General features: G+C 62.8%; 19 protein-coding genes. 18 read left to right on the top strand and 1 reads right to left on the bottom strand.

Annotation, left to right across the window (positions count from 1 at the left end; genetic code table 11):
• The first annotated feature begins 2 nt into the window (after positions 1 to 2).
• The 7 genes from EBBID32_RS22215 to EBBID32_RS22180 are packed head-to-tail and all read left to right on the top strand — an operon-like array spanning position 3 to position 5322.
• A complete protein-coding gene (locus EBBID32_RS22215) occupies positions 3 to 344 on the top strand; it encodes a hypothetical protein (protein ID WP_006967476.1) in 342 nt (113 codons plus the stop codon).
• Positions 344 to 931 carry a hypothetical protein gene (locus EBBID32_RS23330; protein WP_006967475.1) on the top strand — a complete coding sequence of 196 codons (588 nt, stop codon included), beginning with the start codon at positions 344 to 346 and terminating at the stop codon, positions 929 to 931. The genes EBBID32_RS22215 and EBBID32_RS23330 overlap by 1 nt, the downstream gene beginning before the upstream one ends.
• On the top strand, positions 928 to 1119 hold the full coding sequence (locus tag EBBID32_RS24715; protein WP_006967473.1) for a DUF7697 family protein: 192 nt from the start codon (positions 928 to 930) through the stop codon (positions 1117 to 1119). The genes EBBID32_RS23330 and EBBID32_RS24715 overlap by 4 nt, the downstream gene beginning before the upstream one ends.
• On the top strand, positions 1106 to 3694 hold the full coding sequence (locus EBBID32_RS23325) for a hypothetical protein (RefSeq protein ID WP_006967472.1): 2589 nt from the start codon (positions 1106 to 1108) through the stop codon (positions 3692 to 3694). Before EBBID32_RS24715 ends, EBBID32_RS23325 begins: the two co-directional genes overlap by 14 nt.
• Positions 3691 to 4287, top strand: a complete 597-nt coding sequence (locus EBBID32_RS22190) for a hypothetical protein (RefSeq protein ID WP_006967470.1) — start codon at positions 3691 to 3693, stop codon at positions 4285 to 4287. The genes EBBID32_RS23325 and EBBID32_RS22190 overlap by 4 nt, the downstream gene beginning before the upstream one ends.
• Positions 4287 to 4910 carry a hypothetical protein gene (locus tag EBBID32_RS22185; RefSeq protein ID WP_006967469.1) on the top strand — a complete coding sequence of 208 codons (624 nt, stop codon included), beginning with the start codon at positions 4287 to 4289 and terminating at the stop codon, positions 4908 to 4910. Before EBBID32_RS22190 ends, EBBID32_RS22185 begins: the two co-directional genes overlap by 1 nt.
• Position 4911: 1 nt before the next feature.
• Positions 4912 to 5322, top strand: a complete 411-nt coding sequence (locus EBBID32_RS22180; protein WP_006967468.1) for a DUF6950 family protein — start codon at positions 4912 to 4914, stop codon at positions 5320 to 5322.
• A 19-nt stretch (positions 5323 to 5341) separates the two neighbouring features.
• On the opposite strand, the gene EBBID32_RS24335 is transcribed toward EBBID32_RS22180, so the two are convergent.
• Entirely contained in the window at positions 5342 to 5704 is a 363-nt protein-coding gene (locus EBBID32_RS24335; protein WP_156022657.1) for a hypothetical protein, read from the bottom strand.
• 26 nt (positions 5705 to 5730) lie between these two features.
• Between EBBID32_RS24335 and EBBID32_RS22170 the strand changes: the two genes are divergently transcribed.
• The 11 genes from EBBID32_RS22170 (at position 5731) to EBBID32_RS22125 (ending at position 15707) form a co-directional block, all read left to right on the top strand.
• Positions 5731 to 8028, top strand: coding sequence for a phage tail protein (locus tag EBBID32_RS22170; RefSeq protein WP_006967467.1), 2298 nt, complete (start codon positions 5731 to 5733; stop codon positions 8026 to 8028).
• Positions 8028 to 8528, top strand: a complete 501-nt coding sequence (locus EBBID32_RS22165) for a hypothetical protein (protein ID WP_006967466.1) — start codon at positions 8028 to 8030, stop codon at positions 8526 to 8528. The genes EBBID32_RS22170 and EBBID32_RS22165 overlap by 1 nt, the downstream gene beginning before the upstream one ends.
• A gap of 24 nt (positions 8529 to 8552) precedes the next feature.
• Positions 8553 to 11180 (top strand): hypothetical protein, encoded by a 2628-nt coding sequence (locus EBBID32_RS22160; protein WP_006967465.1) that lies wholly within the window; start codon positions 8553 to 8555, stop codon positions 11178 to 11180.
• Between the two features lie 11 nt (positions 11181 to 11191).
• The gene (locus EBBID32_RS22155; RefSeq protein ID WP_006967464.1) at positions 11192 to 12001 is read left to right on the top strand and encodes a hypothetical protein; all 810 of its coding nucleotides are present in this window, start codon (positions 11192 to 11194) and stop codon (positions 11999 to 12001) included.
• A 6-nt stretch (positions 12002 to 12007) separates the two neighbouring features.
• Entirely contained in the window at positions 12008 to 12517 is a 510-nt protein-coding gene (locus tag EBBID32_RS22150; protein ID WP_006967461.1) for a hypothetical protein, read from the top strand.
• 26 nt (positions 12518 to 12543) lie between these two features.
• A complete protein-coding gene (locus tag EBBID32_RS22145) occupies positions 12544 to 13236 on the top strand; it encodes an N-acetylmuramidase domain-containing protein (protein WP_006967459.1) in 693 nt (230 codons plus the stop codon).
• Positions 13233 to 13577 (top strand): DUF6527 family protein, encoded by a 345-nt coding sequence (locus EBBID32_RS22140; protein WP_037492456.1) that lies wholly within the window; start codon positions 13233 to 13235, stop codon positions 13575 to 13577. The genes EBBID32_RS22145 and EBBID32_RS22140 overlap by 4 nt, the downstream gene beginning before the upstream one ends.
• Positions 13574 to 13759, top strand: coding sequence for a Pam3-gp28 family putative phage holin (locus EBBID32_RS22135; RefSeq protein ID WP_006967457.1), 186 nt, complete (start codon positions 13574 to 13576; stop codon positions 13757 to 13759). Before EBBID32_RS22140 ends, EBBID32_RS22135 begins: the two co-directional genes overlap by 4 nt.
• 106 nt (positions 13760 to 13865) lie before the next feature.
• A complete protein-coding gene (locus EBBID32_RS24330; protein WP_006967451.1) occupies positions 13866 to 14006 on the top strand; it encodes a hypothetical protein in 141 nt (46 codons plus the stop codon).
• 31 nt (positions 14007 to 14037) lie between these two features.
• Positions 14038 to 14361 (top strand): hypothetical protein, encoded by a 324-nt coding sequence (locus tag EBBID32_RS22130; protein ID WP_006967447.1) that lies wholly within the window; start codon positions 14038 to 14040, stop codon positions 14359 to 14361.
• The gene (locus EBBID32_RS22125) at positions 14361 to 15707 is read left to right on the top strand and encodes a hypothetical protein (RefSeq protein WP_006967446.1); all 1347 of its coding nucleotides are present in this window, start codon (positions 14361 to 14363) and stop codon (positions 15705 to 15707) included. The genes EBBID32_RS22130 and EBBID32_RS22125 overlap by 1 nt, the downstream gene beginning before the upstream one ends.

Here is a 15707-nt window from a genome sequence, read left to right as displayed (position 1 = left end):
TCATGACGAAAATCAAAGACGCGCCCAAACCCGACGAAGTCGTGAAGGCTACCGCCACGTCCGCGCCCGACGTTACGCCGAACGTCACGGAAGAAGCGCCGCCCAGCTATGCGAAGATCGGTGTCACGCCGATGGCGGTTTGCGATCGGCTGCGCATCATCGACGCCGAAACCGGCGATCTGATCGAGAAGGTCATCGAAGCCGACGCCGACAAGGGCCTTGTCGTTCGCTATCTGGTCGAGGATGGCGCGCTGGTGCGGGACGATAATCGCTTCAAGACGATCGAGGAGACCCGCGCGATCCGCATCGAGTGGCGTACCGGCAAGCAGAAAGACAGCTTCTGATGCTGAACCTGGACGCGGAAAAGCAAGCACTGGAACCATGGTGGTTTACAGACCAGGCGGCAACCGGCGACCTGCCGGCGGTCGAGGTGCGCTTCGTCCCGATAGGGCGTGTGGCGCTGCGCAATGCCCGTCGGGCCGCCGCCACCGCGATCGGTAGCGCCCTGCCCGACGATGACGATGCGCCGCTGCCGATCGACCTGATCGAGCAGGCAGGTGACATATTGTCCGAAAGCCTGTTGATGGCGGGCATCGACGACTGGCGCGGTGTGGGCGACAGCGATGGCAATCCGGTCACGGTGACGCCCGAGCGCCTTGCCATATTCCTGGCCGATCCGATCCGGTTCGAGCGACTGGACGAAGTTTATGTTCGCCCCTTCGTCATGAAGGAACTGGAAAAAAACGGATCATCGCCCTTGCCGAATGGCATTTCAGCGGGGGCGACGCAGGAAGTGGATATTGCCAATCGGTCTGCCAGGCGCAGCGCCAGGGCCGGTGCGAAGCAGACCCGGAAAAAGGCCGCGAAAAAAGCTGCCCCTATCGCGAAAACGAACTGCGCACTGACGCAGGCGTCTCCGTCTGGGACGTGATATCGGGCTGCGGCCGCCAGCTTCGCGCTGGCATGGGCGCGCCCTATGGCCTCGATTTCGGGGCCGTCCTGGCGCTGGGCGCTGCCCAACATGCCGACATGCCCCTGCTCGCGCAAGTTCTGCCGCCGATCGAGCGCATCCTGCTCGACCAAATGACCGAGGAGCGACCGGACGATGACAGTGCCTAAAGTCGCTATCCGTCTGGGGACGGAGGGCAAGGAAGATGTCAAACGCGACGCCCGTGAGGTCGGTGATGCCTGGGAAGCATCCGCAAGGCGGGCTGTCCGAGCCTATGACAAAGCCGCCACCGACTTTGAATCTGCCGAGCGACGTAGGGCTGCGGCTGCGCAAAAGATCGCGGCGATCATGCCGCAGACGGCGGTGCAGATGCGGATCAACGATGCGGTCGGCACCGGTTCGTCGTTGCAGGAAGGTTCTGCGCGCGCGTCGGCTGCGGCGTTTCGCGAGTTATTTGCCGAGCAGGAAAGGCTGACCGCCGGCGCGGCGATGCTGCGCGCGCAGATCGATCCGACATGGGCGGCGCAGCAGCGGTTCAACAATGAGATGCTGCAGGCCCGAACGCTCATCGCCGCCGGGTCGATCACGTTGGACGAATATTGCGCCAAGCTGAGGATGGAGCAGGTGGCGCTGAATGCAGTAAGCGGCAGTCATGGCCGTGTAATGGCGAGTTCAGGTGCGATGCGTTCTGGCCTGCAGCAAGCTGGCTTTCAGGTGCAGGATTTCCTGGTGCAGGTTCAGGGCGGCACGAGTGCGTTGCGAGCATTTTCGCAGCAGGCTCCGCAACTCATCGGCAATCTGCAGATGATGACGCATGGAGCCGAAGCCGGCGCTGGACGATTTGCTGCGTTCGCGCGTGTTTTGGGAGGTCCCTGGGGTGTGGCGCTCGGCATCGCCATCCCCGCCGCAGCGATGCTGGCAGAAAAGCTGCTTGCCAGCGGGGATGCGGCAGCTGAAGCGCAAAAGGCTACTGAAAAACATAAGGAATCGATCGACGCGCTCAATCAGGCCATGCGCGCGTCTATCCTGACCGCGCAGGACCGCGCCCGTACCAGTTACATCGAAGCGGAAAGTGAGCGCCTGTCGGCGATCCAGACGCGCAACAAGACGCAGGCCATGCTGGAACAGGCCAAGGTGCGCGCGCAGAATGCGCAGGGCAGCTGGATCGGTGCCAATGGCCCGAACGGCGCACAGTCGGTTGTCGCCAATCAATATGCATCGGAGGTTGAGCGGCTGGAGCGCGCCCTGAAGGAAAATCAGGCGGCAATCAAAGAGCAGACAGCAACCGCGAGTATCGCCCAGGGGCAGTATATCGCACAGATCCTCCGCGACATGCGCACCCCCGAAGGCCGGGTGAACGAGCGGTATAATCAGCAGATCAACGGCGTCATTCGCGCGGGCGGGGATGCGAACGCGCAGGCCGCAGCCATCAACCGTCTGGAGGCAGCTCGCGCGGCGGAGTTGAAAACCATCGAGCAACAGGCCGATGCATTGCGGAAAAGTGGCAGCGCTCGCCGGGATGGCGATGCCGCCACAACGTCTCAGGTGAGTAAGCTGCTTCTCGAAGCCTTTGGCGGGACGATCACGTCCACGACCGGCGGGAAGCACGTCAAAGGGTCCTATCATTATAAGGGCCAAGCGGTCGATTTTGTCCCAGCTGGAGGGATGGCGTCGATATCGAAAGATCAGATCCGAGCCATTGCGGATGGGGCCGGCCTCCAGATCAAGGAGTTGCTGGGTCCAGGCGACAAGGGGCACAGCGACCACTTCCACCTCGCTTGGGCAAGCGGCAAAGGTCAGATGGATAGCGCGCGAATCGCGGGCCAAATGATGGCTGAAGAGGTGCGCAAGTCTCTGGCATTGGAAAAGCAGCGTAATGAATGGATCAACGAGCAGAGCCTGAAGGTCGGCGATGGAGCTAAGGCTGCTTTCGATGTCGAAGGTGATAAACTCTCCGACCGCCAGAAGTTCTTTAGCGCCGCCAATGACGATATCAGCGCCGGGACCGTGCTGCTCAATCTTGAATGGGAATTGCGGGGCAAGAGCCGTCGGGAGATCGAGGCGGCCGTGGAAGTGCGGCGCTATCAGCTGGACCTGGAGCGGGAGGGCCGCGATCTGACCGCAGAGCAGGTCGACGTGCTGGTGAAGGCGAAGGCCGCGCAGATCGCCTTCACCAACGCGCTCGACGACAGCAATGGGCGTTTGATGGCGATGCGGGACATCGGGTCCAATGTCGTCGATACGGTGCTGAATCCGGGCAACTGGAGCAGCTGGAAGAATGTGGCGATGAGCGCCATCAACGATGTCGTGTCAGCCATGTGGAAACTGGCGGTCATCAATCCGATCCAGAATCGGATCAGCGGCGGCAACCTGCCCACGATCGGCAGCCTGTTCGGCCTTCTCGGCGGGGGCAGTCGTGCTGCGGCCAAGGGCGGTTCGGCGATCGGTAATATGTACACCCCCGCTGGTGCCATGCTGGTGGGCGAGAACGGGCCGGAAATCGTCAACATGCCACGCGGTGCGCAGGTCATGACGGCCAGCGACACGCGCCGGGCCATGGCCGGTAATGACAACGGGCTTCAGATCCGCGTCATCAAGGGTGATCTGTTCGATGTCGAAATCACCCGCATCAGCGCGGGGGTCAGCGCGCAGGTCGTGGGTGCGGCGGCACCGGTCATCGCATCGGGTGCCAGCAACGGCGCACAGCAGGCGGTGTCCAGACGCAACAGCCGGAGGCTTGCATGATCGAACTGTCCGCCAGCGACCTGCCCGCATCGGTCACGCCCGCCTTCGTCGATGTCGGCGGGACTGTGCGCGGCGCGACCAATGCAGTGGGTGTGCGTATCGACCGGCCCGGCGGCCATTATCGCGCCGCGATCAGCATCGGGATAGGGACCGCTGCGCAGCGATCCGCCCTGATTGCCGATCTGGTGCGCGGCAAGCAGGAAGGGCTGCGCACCGCCTACCCTTTGCAGGGCGTCGATCAGAGCGGTTCAGGTTCGCCCGTGGTCGATGGCGCGGACCAGGCAGGGCGGGTCCTGTCGCTGCGCGGACTGACGCCGGGCTATGATTTGGCCAAGGGTTTCTGGATGTCGATCGAGGATGCGACGGGCCAGCATTATCTGCACAATGTGTTTGCCGGTGGCATCGTGGCGGGCGACGGCACGGTGACGATCACGCTGGGCGAACATCTGCGCGTCCCGTTTGCCGATGGCGCGACCGTGCATCTGGACCAGCCCATGATCGAGGGGGACATCGCGGGCAATGAGCAAAACTGGCAGCTGTCACGCGGCAACCGGGTGACCGGCATTCAGTTCACGATCGAGGAAATGGCCTGATGCAGCGTGTGCGGCTGAGCGGCCTTCTGAAGCTCGAATTGCGGGACGGACGGACGATCCGCCTGTGCGACGGCGGATGGGTGCCATGGGCCTCGGAAAAATATATCGCGCGCGATCCGACATTCGGCATCATCGGGTCGATGGAGGCATTTGAAGAAGGCGTCGGCGACGAAGTCCCGGCCTTTTCCCTGACCTTTCTGCCCGCCAGCACTGCCGCCGCCGTCGATCTGGCCGCGCCGGGGATGCAGGGATCGCGGCTTCGGCTCTGGATCGCGGAGCTGGACGATTTGACCGGGCAGATCATCGGCACGCCCGACCAGCAGTTTGACGGCCAGATGGATCAGGTCCGACTGGTAACCGGGCTGCGCAAGCGTGAGCTGCCGATGACATTCGTTCCACGCGGTGAGCGCTTCTTCAATTCCAACGAGGGCAACAGCCTGTCGCCCGCCTTCCACAAGTCGGTTTTCCCCGGCGAGCTGGGCGAGGACAATGCGACCGGTCTGTCATCCGCCGTCGCGTGGGGCACGGAGGCCCAGCCCGGCTCCAATGGCGCGGGATCGACAGTCTATCCCAGCGCCGGCTGGTCCAATTACGCTAACATGGTGAGGACGCAACTTGTCTGAAATGACACGGCGCGTAGAGGCGACCCGCAAGACGCTGAGCAAATATGCGCGCCCGTTCAGCTGGCGCGGGCGTGCGACATGCCTTCATATGGCGCGGACGCAGATGCGCAACATGGGGCATCGTCCCCCGTCGATCCCTGATTTCCGGTCAGCGCTTGGCGCGCGCACGGCCTTGAAGAAGGCAGGGTTCCCCACTGTGGCCGATCTGTTCGACAGCCTTCTGCCCCGGATCACGCCTGCGGAAATGTGGGTCGGGGATATTGCCATTCTGCCGGGCGACCAGATGTTCGATTCGATCTGTATCAGCGACACCGTCGGAATGCTGATCGGCTTTCATGAGGATGGAGAGGATGGCGTGAAACCGCAGCTTGTGCTGTCTCTCGACCATGTGATCGGAGCCTGGCGTGTATAAATTCCACTGTCCAACACGCCTATGTCAGGCACGGCTTAAGGGCCTCACGATAGGCCTCAATATTCTTTTCCTTCATTTTCTTAAAACGTGAAATCAATTTGACCCTGCGACGCTGTCCCTCGTCAGTAACTTCAAGAACAGCCTCCGTGACAGGCGTAGAATAATAATGCCACCCGATCGAAACCACCACGCCATTTTCTATAATCATTGTGTTGACCGTGGTTCCTTTCTGTCGGCTCCATTGCTCTGACACGCAGCCTGCTACCTGATTGACGGACTTTTCCGTTTGTACATCGATGATAGGCGGCCGGTCCCTTAGTTCACCGACAGACGCGCAGGATGCCAAAGCGCATCCTGCCAACAAACTACCAACCCTGATCATAAACCCTCCCACCGGAAAGCCTTCCTATGTCGAAGACGCTGCGGACTGTAGCCGTTATTGCTGGCGCCGTCGCGCTGGTTGCGGCAACCGGCGGTGCCGCACTCGCGGCGCTTGCGCCTGCTGGCATGGCAGGGACAGCCACACTGGCCGGCGTCTCTGCGGCGACGCTCGCCACGGTCGCGACCGTCGCATCAGTCGCGTCCACCCTCGCCTCAATCGGTGCGCAACTGATGGCCAAGAAGCCGCCGGCGCGCGGGACCATCAACCAGGTCATCATCGCCGCAGAGCCGGTGTCGCCCTATATCATCGGCCGCACCTATAGCGGCGGGGTATTGCGGCACGATGTCGGCTACGGCGCGACGCTCAAGAAGGTGAAGAACCCCTATCGGGGCATGGTGCTGGTCTATTCGGTCGCCGGCCCGCTGCTGGGCCTGGAGGCCTGCTATATGGACTATGCCGTGGTCCCGTTCAGCGGGAATGCGGCGACAGGCTATTATAGCAGCTTTCTCTATCGCGATGTGCGCAGCGGCCTGCTGAGCGAAACGGCGCTGACCCCGCATTTTGCCGGGATGCCGAACTGGTCGTCCGCGCACAAGCTGTCGAGCAAGGCCGCGATCCTGTGGAACGGCAAGTTCGACAAGGATGGCAAGCGCTTCGCGTCGGGCTGGCCGACGTCGGGCGCGGTGTGGGAGGGGGTCATGACCTATGACGCCCGCCAGGACAGCACCTATCCCGGCGGGTCGGGGGCGCACCGGATCGCGGACGAAACGACGTGGGCATATTCGCAGTGCCCCGGCCAGCACGCGCTGGCCTATGTGCTGGGCCGGTTCCGCAACGGCAAGAAGGTCTTTGGCGTCGGGCTGCCGCCGGATGGCATCATCGTCCAGGATTTTGTCACCCTGTCGAACATCTGCGATGCAAACGGGTGGACGGTCGGCGGCGTCGTCTATGAACCGGGCGACCGCTGGGCCAATCTGAAGCGCATCCTGGAGGCGGGCGCGGCGGAGCCGATGTGGCGTGGCGGCAAGCTGGGGCTGCGCTTCAATGCGCCGCGCCTGTCGCTCTACACGTTGACCGCCGACGATCTGGCCGATGAGGATGTCGACGCCACCGCGCAGCAGACATGGGCCGCCCGCCTGAACGGCATTCGCCCGAAATATCGGTCGGAGGCCAACAAGTGGGAATATGTGCAGTCTGACCTTGTCAGCATTGCCAGCTATCTGACGGAAGATGGCGAAGAGAAGATCGAAGAGCAGCAATATGACCTGATCCAGCAGAAAGACCAGGCGGCGCAGATCGCGGCCTATAAATTGCTGAACAGCCGGGAGCTTGCGCCGATCGTCGTCCCCTGCAAGCCCCATATGCGGCATTTCGGGCCGGGTGACATGCTGACGCTGGATCTGCCGGACCATGGACTGGGCGGCATCGACGCCATCATCCTGAAGCGCCAGATCGATCCGGCGCGGATGGTCGTCACCTTTACCTTCATGTCGGAAAGCGCGGGCAAGCATGATTTCGCGCTGGGGCGCACCGGCACCGCGCCGCCGACCCCGGCGCTGACCACGGGCGAAGATCGCGACGATATCGCCACGGAAATCGTCCGCGGCGCTGACGGCTTTTCGGTTGCGCCGTCCAGCTGGGTGCGGGCGATCAGCTGCACCTATGCCGGCACACCCAAGTCGGGGCAGTTCCCGCTCACCGCGACCTATTATGTGTATCAGGGGGCCGAGGAGATCAGCGAAGATGTGCTGACAACCTATAGCCTGGCGACCACGAATTGCGTCGCCGCGCTCGGCGGCACCAATGACCGTGTGCTGACGATCGACACGATGTCGGCCGATCGCGCCTCTGCCGAGGTGACGATCAGCTATGACGGCACCGTGGTGTCCGTGGCGAGCATCAATCTGACCAAGGTTCGCGATGGCGGTTCGGTCAACACAGCGACGGATTCGACGCTGTCGGTCAACAGCAGCGGGACCTACGCCGGTGTCAGCGGCGGGCCGCTGACCCTGAATGTCGGGCCGGATGGACTGATCCTGGTCGATATGAACCTCAATTATGGGGCAAGCAGCGGAACGGGCGCGCTGGCGGGCAAGATCCAGTATCGCACGACGCCGGGCAGCGGTTCGTGGACCGACATGGCGGCCGAGGAAAGCGATCCCTATGGCGCGACGGTCGGCGAGCCGTCCACCCTCACTTTGTCCACGTCGATCGCTGGACCATCGTCGGCGGCGGACTGGGAATTCCAATTGCTCACCCGGCGATCATCCGGGACCGGCACGCTTGTCGCGCTGGATGGCGCGATGACGGTGGGGTGGAGTTGATGGGACGTCCGACCCACCGGCTGAAGGCCGACGGATCACTGGTCTATCCACAGGGCTATGCTGCCGGCGATATCGAGGCGCTGCCGGCGGATTATTATGCGGCAAGCGACCTGACTGCGATCGAGGACAAGTTACTGGCCGAGGTCGATCGCAGGCGGGAAGCCTTGCGGGCGTCGGTGATGACGCAGGGCGTGGGCCAGTCCTACGCCTATGGCCAGAAGGCATCGGAAGTGTATGACTATCGCAATATCGTCGGCACCCTGCTCACGGCGCTGACAATGCCGCAAAAGACGGCGCGCTATCCGTTCGCGATGGCCGAAGCCGTGGCGACCGGCGACACGCTGGCGGTTGTCATTGCCCGCTTCGAGGCAGGGATGGCGACATCTCGCAGCCGGATCGCCGCGGTCGAAGCGGTTGCCACAAAGGCCAAGCGGGCAATCCGTGCGGCGGCAACCGCTGCGGCAAAGAAGGCCGCCTTTGCGGCGATTGACTGGACCTAGACTTTTTTCATTGAGGTGAATCTGATGACCCTGGCGGGCCTTTCCCCCGCCGGTGCGCTGATCGTGCGCGCTGGCGAACCCTTTGCGTTGCAGGTCGGCTATGTCGATGAAGCCGACGCATTGCAGGATCTGACTGGCCGCCTGTTCGCGCTGGCGATCCGCTATACCGACCAGACGGTGCCAATTCTGACGATCGATGCGGAACTGGACGGTCTGGCGGTCACTGCGGTGGCGCTGGGGACAGCGGAACAGGCCAGCCTGATCTACGCGGCGGGCCTTGCCCGGTCCCTGTCCTATGATTTCATGGAATTGACCGGCGGAGCGACGGCAAGCCGGTTGACCGAGCGGGTGGCGGTGGAGCCGGGGTCGGACATCCCCGGCGACGTCGTCCCGCAATATATGGATCTGCCCATGCTGAGCGTCACCGTGGCGGCCCAGCGCAAGCTGGTCGTCGAGCGCGGTCGGCCCGGCTTTGGCGCGGAGCGGCGCCTGTATGACGCGGGCCTGATCGACGAACCGACCGTCCCGAAGATGGATGAGCGCTACCTTCAGGCAGGCGCAGAGGGCGCTCGACCATTTGCCGAACAGGCAGAAGCGGCGCGTGACCAGGCATTGGCCGCCGAAGCACAGACCGGCCAGGATCGCCTTCATACCAGTCAGGACGCGCTGGCCACCGAAGCCAGGCTGGAACAGGCAGAGTCCGCCGCCAATCGCGCCGAGCTGGCGCTGGGGATCGTCCTGCTGGCTGCGGGCGGAGAGCCATTTCTGACCATAGAGGAAGGCGAGTTGGTCACGCCGAACGGGCAGCAGTTCGTCGCTTATGGGCCTGAGAATAACTGGGCCACCCGCTATCTGATGGTGGCGGGCGCGGGTGTCGCTCAGGACAGCTATCCCAACCGGACGGCGCTCGACGCGGCTGTGGCCGATGTTTCCTATCAGATCACGCGCCGCGCGCAGCTTCCTGCGGCCGATGGCTTTGAGCGGGTGCTGTCGGACGATATCATTTGGGCTGCTCCCGGCGAAACCAGCGGACCTGTTGCGATGCGGAGCGGCGATTTCCATGCGCGGATGCCGTATAGCATTGGCGGCCCGGTGCTCGACGATTTTTGGCCGCATGTCGAATCGGCCGATGAACAGGGCAACGCTTTACTGGCGGTGCATCCTGACGGCTACGCTTATATTCCAGATACGGTCCCGTTTCTGTCAGACACCTTAGTCTATGTCGTGGTGTCGGAGGACATGGCCATTCTGGTCGCCACGACGCCGGAAGGTGGCAATGATCCTGACCCGGAAGTGGTGGGCGAATGGTCCGCGAGCGAACGTGACGGTCATATTTGGGTTGGGGCGACGGGAACGGCGCTGGTCAGAATATCGGACACAGCCGGGACCAATTTAACCGACCCTGAAATTGTCGGTAATTCTGTGCGCTGGACCGACTTTGCCACCGGCATGGGCGTCACCACGAGCGTCGATCTTTCGGTAACGACCGAGTTTGGCGCGACCATCACGACGGTTGAGCATATCACTGCCAGCGGGCAAAGCCTGTCACGCGGATCAGCCTTGTCGCCGCCTGTCACGACCGGCGCACCTGATCCGCTTCGCCTGATGATGTTCGACCAGGGCGTCAATGCATCGGATACGACCGCGCTTTCGGCGGCCAACTTCGACACGTTCGCCAGCGCTTCTGTCACCGCCTCAGAACCTCCGGTCCTGAGCGCTGGGCGGGCCTTCCTGTCCGACAAGGCATCGACGGTCGGGGTGCTGGTTTCCTGCCATGGCGTCGGCGGATATCGCTACGACCAATTGTGCAAGGGCACAGTACCCTACGCCAATCAGATTACCGCGATCACCACCGCCGCGCGTAGGGAGACCTTGGCGGGGCGCAACTACCGGATGCGCTACCATGAATGGACGCAGGGTGAGGCGGACAGCGGCAATGCGGTCGGGGTCTATCTGGGCAAGCAGGTCGAGTATCAAGCAGATTTGACCACCGATTACCAAGAGATCGTCGGCACCACGGACGAAGTGATCATCGTCACCACGCAGGTGAGCAATTTCACCGCCTACAGCCTGACCCAAGCGCCGCCGATGACGCTGGAATTGCTCGAATCTTCGATCCTGTATCCCGACAAGTTCATATGCACCGGCCCGAAATATCACCTGCCCTATGTCGATTCAACGCACACGACGGCGGAAGGCTCTATCCATTTCGGCCATTGCAACGGGCGGGCTATGCGCCTGCACCGTGAGGGCGATTGGAACGGCCCGCTCTATGTCTTGTCGGCGGTCAGGACCGGCGACAGCGTCGTCCTGACCTTCAACGCGCCCTATGGCGGCGCGCCGATCGACCTCAACACATCCATCGTCTCCGACCCCGGAAATTATGGCGTGACCTTCCATCAAACCGGTGGCGCCGCGGTCACAGTGACCGGCGTTGCGGTGACCGGCGATTTCGAGATCACCGTCACCCTGAGTGCCACGCCGACCGGCACGGACCAGAAGATCGGCATCGCCGCCACCGGCACCGCTGGCCAACCCGCTGGCCCGACGACTGGCGGGCGGTCCTGCATCCGATCCGCCGTTGCCGAGACCGACCCGGAAGGCCGCGCCTGCGATTATTACGCCTGCCACCAGTTCATCGCCATCAGCTAAAGGAGCCTCCAATGGTCGCCACCATGAAGATTATTCCTGGTCTCAACCTGACCGCCGCACCGAACATGCCGCGCATCCCGGTGCAGACCGAAGAGGAAAAGCGCATCGCGCGCCTGCCCGGCCTGGTGCATTTCTTCGAGCCGGATCGGCTTTCGGGATCGCCGCTTGCCGCCAAGGATCGCGCGACGCCGGGCCATCCTATTTCCACGCCATCGTCGGCGATCACGGCCAGCACATCCTCTGCCTATGACGACAAGACAGTTGTAACCAAAACCGCTACGCAGGCGGCGTTCGCCTATGGTGCAGGGACCGCGCTCGAATCTTGCACAATCCTTATGGCCTGCGACCTGTCGCAGGCGCGGATTACGGCGGGCTTGGGCAGCACGCTATGGGCCTTCTTCAACGGTCCCATCAACGCATCGACGGCCAAATATGCGCTGTCCTGGCGCAATTCCGATGACCGCCTCCAGTTCATGGAGAATTATGCAGCAGGCGGCACGCCGCTGCTATTGCCGACGATCGACATGCCCGCTGGCGACGTGCCGTTCATCACGGCCCTCACCTATGACCGGCCCACGCGGACAAGCACGATATTCCTGAACAGCGCCACGCCCCTTGCGACCCTGACCCACACCAGCACACCTCCGACCATTGACGATGACACACAGATCGCGATCGGTGGCCTCTATCAATATGGCTCATCGGGCTGGGATGGAAGGATCGGCCGCGCGCTGATCATGGACCGCTCCTATAACGACCCGGCCTATCTCCCGCTGCTCGACCGCGAGATTGCGGCGATGCGCGCCTATTACGGGATCTGATGCGACATGAAGCAAGCGCCTCACATCATCGTCGGCGGATCCAGCCTTTCGCGCGGCTTTTCAATGGATGCGATCTATCAAGAGCAGGGAGCAGCGGCGATGTCGCCATGGGGTGAGGCGCTTGTCGTCAAATATGGATGGATATGGGTCGGGCTGACGTTCGGGTTTTTCGCGAAATATGCGCTGCTGATCAAGCGAGGGGTCAGGATCAAGCCCGCGCTGGTGCTGGCGGACATTCTCATCCTGCCGATGGTGGCGCTGATCGCCTATTGGCTGGTCAGTCAGGCGGGGGTGCGTGGCGAGGGTGCTGCGCTGATCACGGCCGGGGCGACCGTGGGCGCAGATCGCATCGTCAAACTCTATACTGACCGCTTCGTGCGCGGGGTCAGCGACCTGATGATCGATGAGGCTGTGCGCCGCAAGTCGGCCATTCGCGAAGAGATGCAGACGGAGTTGAGCGCGGAGCGCACCCTTTCCGATATCGCCGTCGGCAAACGCCCGATGGGCGGCGAATAGCCGCACCCCTTTTACCGGAGGATGATATGAACCACGCTGATTTGCAGCGGCGGCTGTCGACGCTTGGCCACGATACAGGCAAGCCCGGCTGGGGACCGTTGATGCGCGCCGCTGTCTATGATGAGCTGACGCGCGGCCCCGACCATGCCATCACCCAGTTCGACATCGACCAGGCAGCCGCGATGCTGGGCGGGACGGCCGCGCAGGTGTGGGCGGTGTATCGTGCGGAATCGTCGGGCGACGCTTTTATCGACGGGCGGCCCTCGATCCTGTTCGAGCCGCATCGGTTCAGCCGATCGACCGATCATCGCTATGACAAGAGCCACCCGCATCTGTCGTCTCGGTCGTGGAACAAGAAGCTCTATCCCGGCAGCCAGGCGGGCAGGTGGAAGCAGCTGCTCGATGCAGTCGCCCTGGATGTGGATGCCGGGTTCATGTCGGCCAGCTATGGCGGCTTCCAGATCCTGGGCGAGAATTATGCGGTGTGCGGCGCGCATGATCCATGGTCGTTCGCCTGGCGGCAGGCACAGACCGAAGGCGACCAGGTCGAAGCATTCGTTCGCTTCGTCGAGGGTCGCGGGCTGAAAGCCGCCTTCCGTCGGATCAGCAGCGACCCGGAAACCTGCCGACCCTTTTCGCGGGGTTACAACGGCACCGGATACGCACTGAACAACCACCACGTCCATATTGCGGACGCACATAGGAGTGCATCGCGATGAGCGGATTTATAGCGCTTTCCCCCATTCTGAGCCGCAGCGACCATCAGCTTTTCTTCATGTGCCCTGGTTGCCGATATTGGCACGGGGTGAATGTTGATCATGACGAACGGACTCGCTGGCGCTGGAATGGCGACGCCGACAAGCCGACCTTCACGCCCTCCATCCTTGTCCGAACGGGCCGAGCCGTCGACCCTTCCTACGAGTGGGAGGAAGGCGATCCTCCAGAGGTCTGTCACTCGTTCGTCACCGATGGTCGCATCCAGTTCCTGACCGATTGCACCCACGCATTCGCGGGTCAGACGGTCGACATCCCTGTATTTGACGGAAAGGACGAAAAATGAACGACGTCACTACCACACAGATTGCAGCAGGCGTGCGCCAGATCGTGCTGATCGTGGGCGGCTATGCCATCGGCAAGGGCTGGCTGGCCGCGGATACGGTCGAGATGCTGGGCGCGGTCGCGCTGGTCGTCGTTCCGCTGGTGTGGGGGCAGATCAGCACCCGCAGGCTGGCGCAAAAGTGATGGCGAATATCGGGATATTCATCGCCGGGTTTGTCAGCTTTCTGCTGATGATCATCGCGGGGGCCGCGCCCTTCGTCTATCGCGCCATCAGGCAGGGGGTGGACTGGTGATCCGCCTGCTCCCCCTGATGCTGCTGCTGAGCGGCTGCGCCACGGTCCGCCCCTATGCCAGCTGCCCCAACGCCAAGGCGGCCCTGGCGCTGGCCGAGCGCGTCGTCGCGCGGGTTTGCCCGATGGACGTCCGCTAAGTTTCACCGCCTCCCCTGAAAGGACATATTCATGGCCCTAGTCCATATCACGCTCTGCAATGTGCAGGCGCGTGCCGATACCGGCGCGACGATGCCTATTCCCGACAGCGTCGAAGGCGCAGCGGACACGATGACAAGCTCTGGCACCAGCGCGCAATCGTCGATCGTGGCGGATGGGCCGGTGCTGCTGAAGCCGCGCTTCTGGACGATCGCGCCAAAGGGCGACGTCTGGGTCAAGTTCGGGTCTGATCCCACTGCCAACAGCGACACCGGGCACCTTGTGCTGGCCAATCAGCCGCGATCCTTTGCGGTGACGGCGGCGGGCGAGAAAGTCGCCATCATGGATGCCGTCTGATGCTCGGCTGTCTGGGCGACGCGGGTGCGCTCATGCTCGGCCAGCTCGGCGTTCTGGGGGTGGCGGGTGCAACGCCTGATCCTGCGCCGACGTGGATGGCGGCGGCAACGCGGGGCGAGGTTGCGACCTCGACCGGATCGACCGGGGCGAATCCGCGTTTCATGTGCCGCACCCGCCACGTCATGGGTCCGGGCACCTATTTCGGATTTCGGCTGGTCTATGCCAATTATTTCGTCGGGACGAGGAACAGGGAAGATGGTGCGGTCGCAGCCGCTACGCTGATCGTCGGTATGGAGATACCCGGTGCGCCGACCCAGACGGTCGAAGTCAAATGGTCTGGCGCGGGCAGCGTGGTCATGGCGGGCGGCGCGGCATGGGTCGAGAGCGACGATATCCTGCCTGCGCAGTTCGGCCTTTCGACCTTTGCTGCCGGGACCGTTTTCTGGCTGCGGGCCATTCGCGATAATGTAAATGGCGATCTCCGCGTATTCAACGGGACCGTTGGCAGCGTGACCGGCGAAAGCGCCTATACATGCCCCAATAGCGGCGCTGGTACTGACCAGCATATGGGCACCGGCGCGTTGACGCTGCCCACGGGCGGCGGCGCAAACACCAATCTCTACATGCCGTTACTGCTTAACGGCCTTTCCAGCACGCATGGGAAGTCCCTCCTCTTCATCGCCAACAGCATCGGCTACGGTCAGGGCGAAGGTCTGCTTGGTGCGAACGATGGCGAGTTCCAGGGCGGGGCTTTGCGCAAGGCGGCCTTTGCACTTGGTCTGCCATGGACGTCGGTTGCGCGGCCGGCCACATCGGTTTCGGCCTATATCATGTCGGACAGTGGCGTGCCGCGCAATGCCAAGCGGTCACTGCTCTATCCCTATTTCCGCAGGGTTTATGACGGCTACGGCACCAACGACCTAGGCAACACCAACACATCGACCGGCAGCGCGCGGACGGCAACGCAGATACTCGCCGATCGCATGACGATGTACGACCAGATATTGGCCGTGAACCCGACCGCGACCATTCATCCCATCATGATGACGCCGCGCGTTTCCGCAGGCACCTATTCGCTTGCTCCCGCCTCTCAGGTGCCTTTTGGGGGCTATGCCACGGGCGACGTTGGCGGGCGCACCGATGTGAACAACGGGCTGGTCGCGGCGATCGGCACACATGGCATCGCTTCGGTGGTCGATACATCCACCAATGCCATGTCCGACGCGACCCTGACCGATCGCATCGCGCAAATTGCCGGGTCACCGGGCAGTGCGGATGGCCTGCACCCGACATCGGCGATGTACCTGTTGATGAAAGCGCCGCTGCAAGCAGACATGGCAGCCTAG

The organism is Sphingobium indicum BiD32 (assembly GCF_000382885.1).
GTDB lineage: Bacteria > Pseudomonadota > Alphaproteobacteria > Sphingomonadales > Sphingomonadaceae > Sphingobium > Sphingobium japonicum_C.
This window is presented reverse-complemented; position numbering and strand designations above follow the sequence as displayed.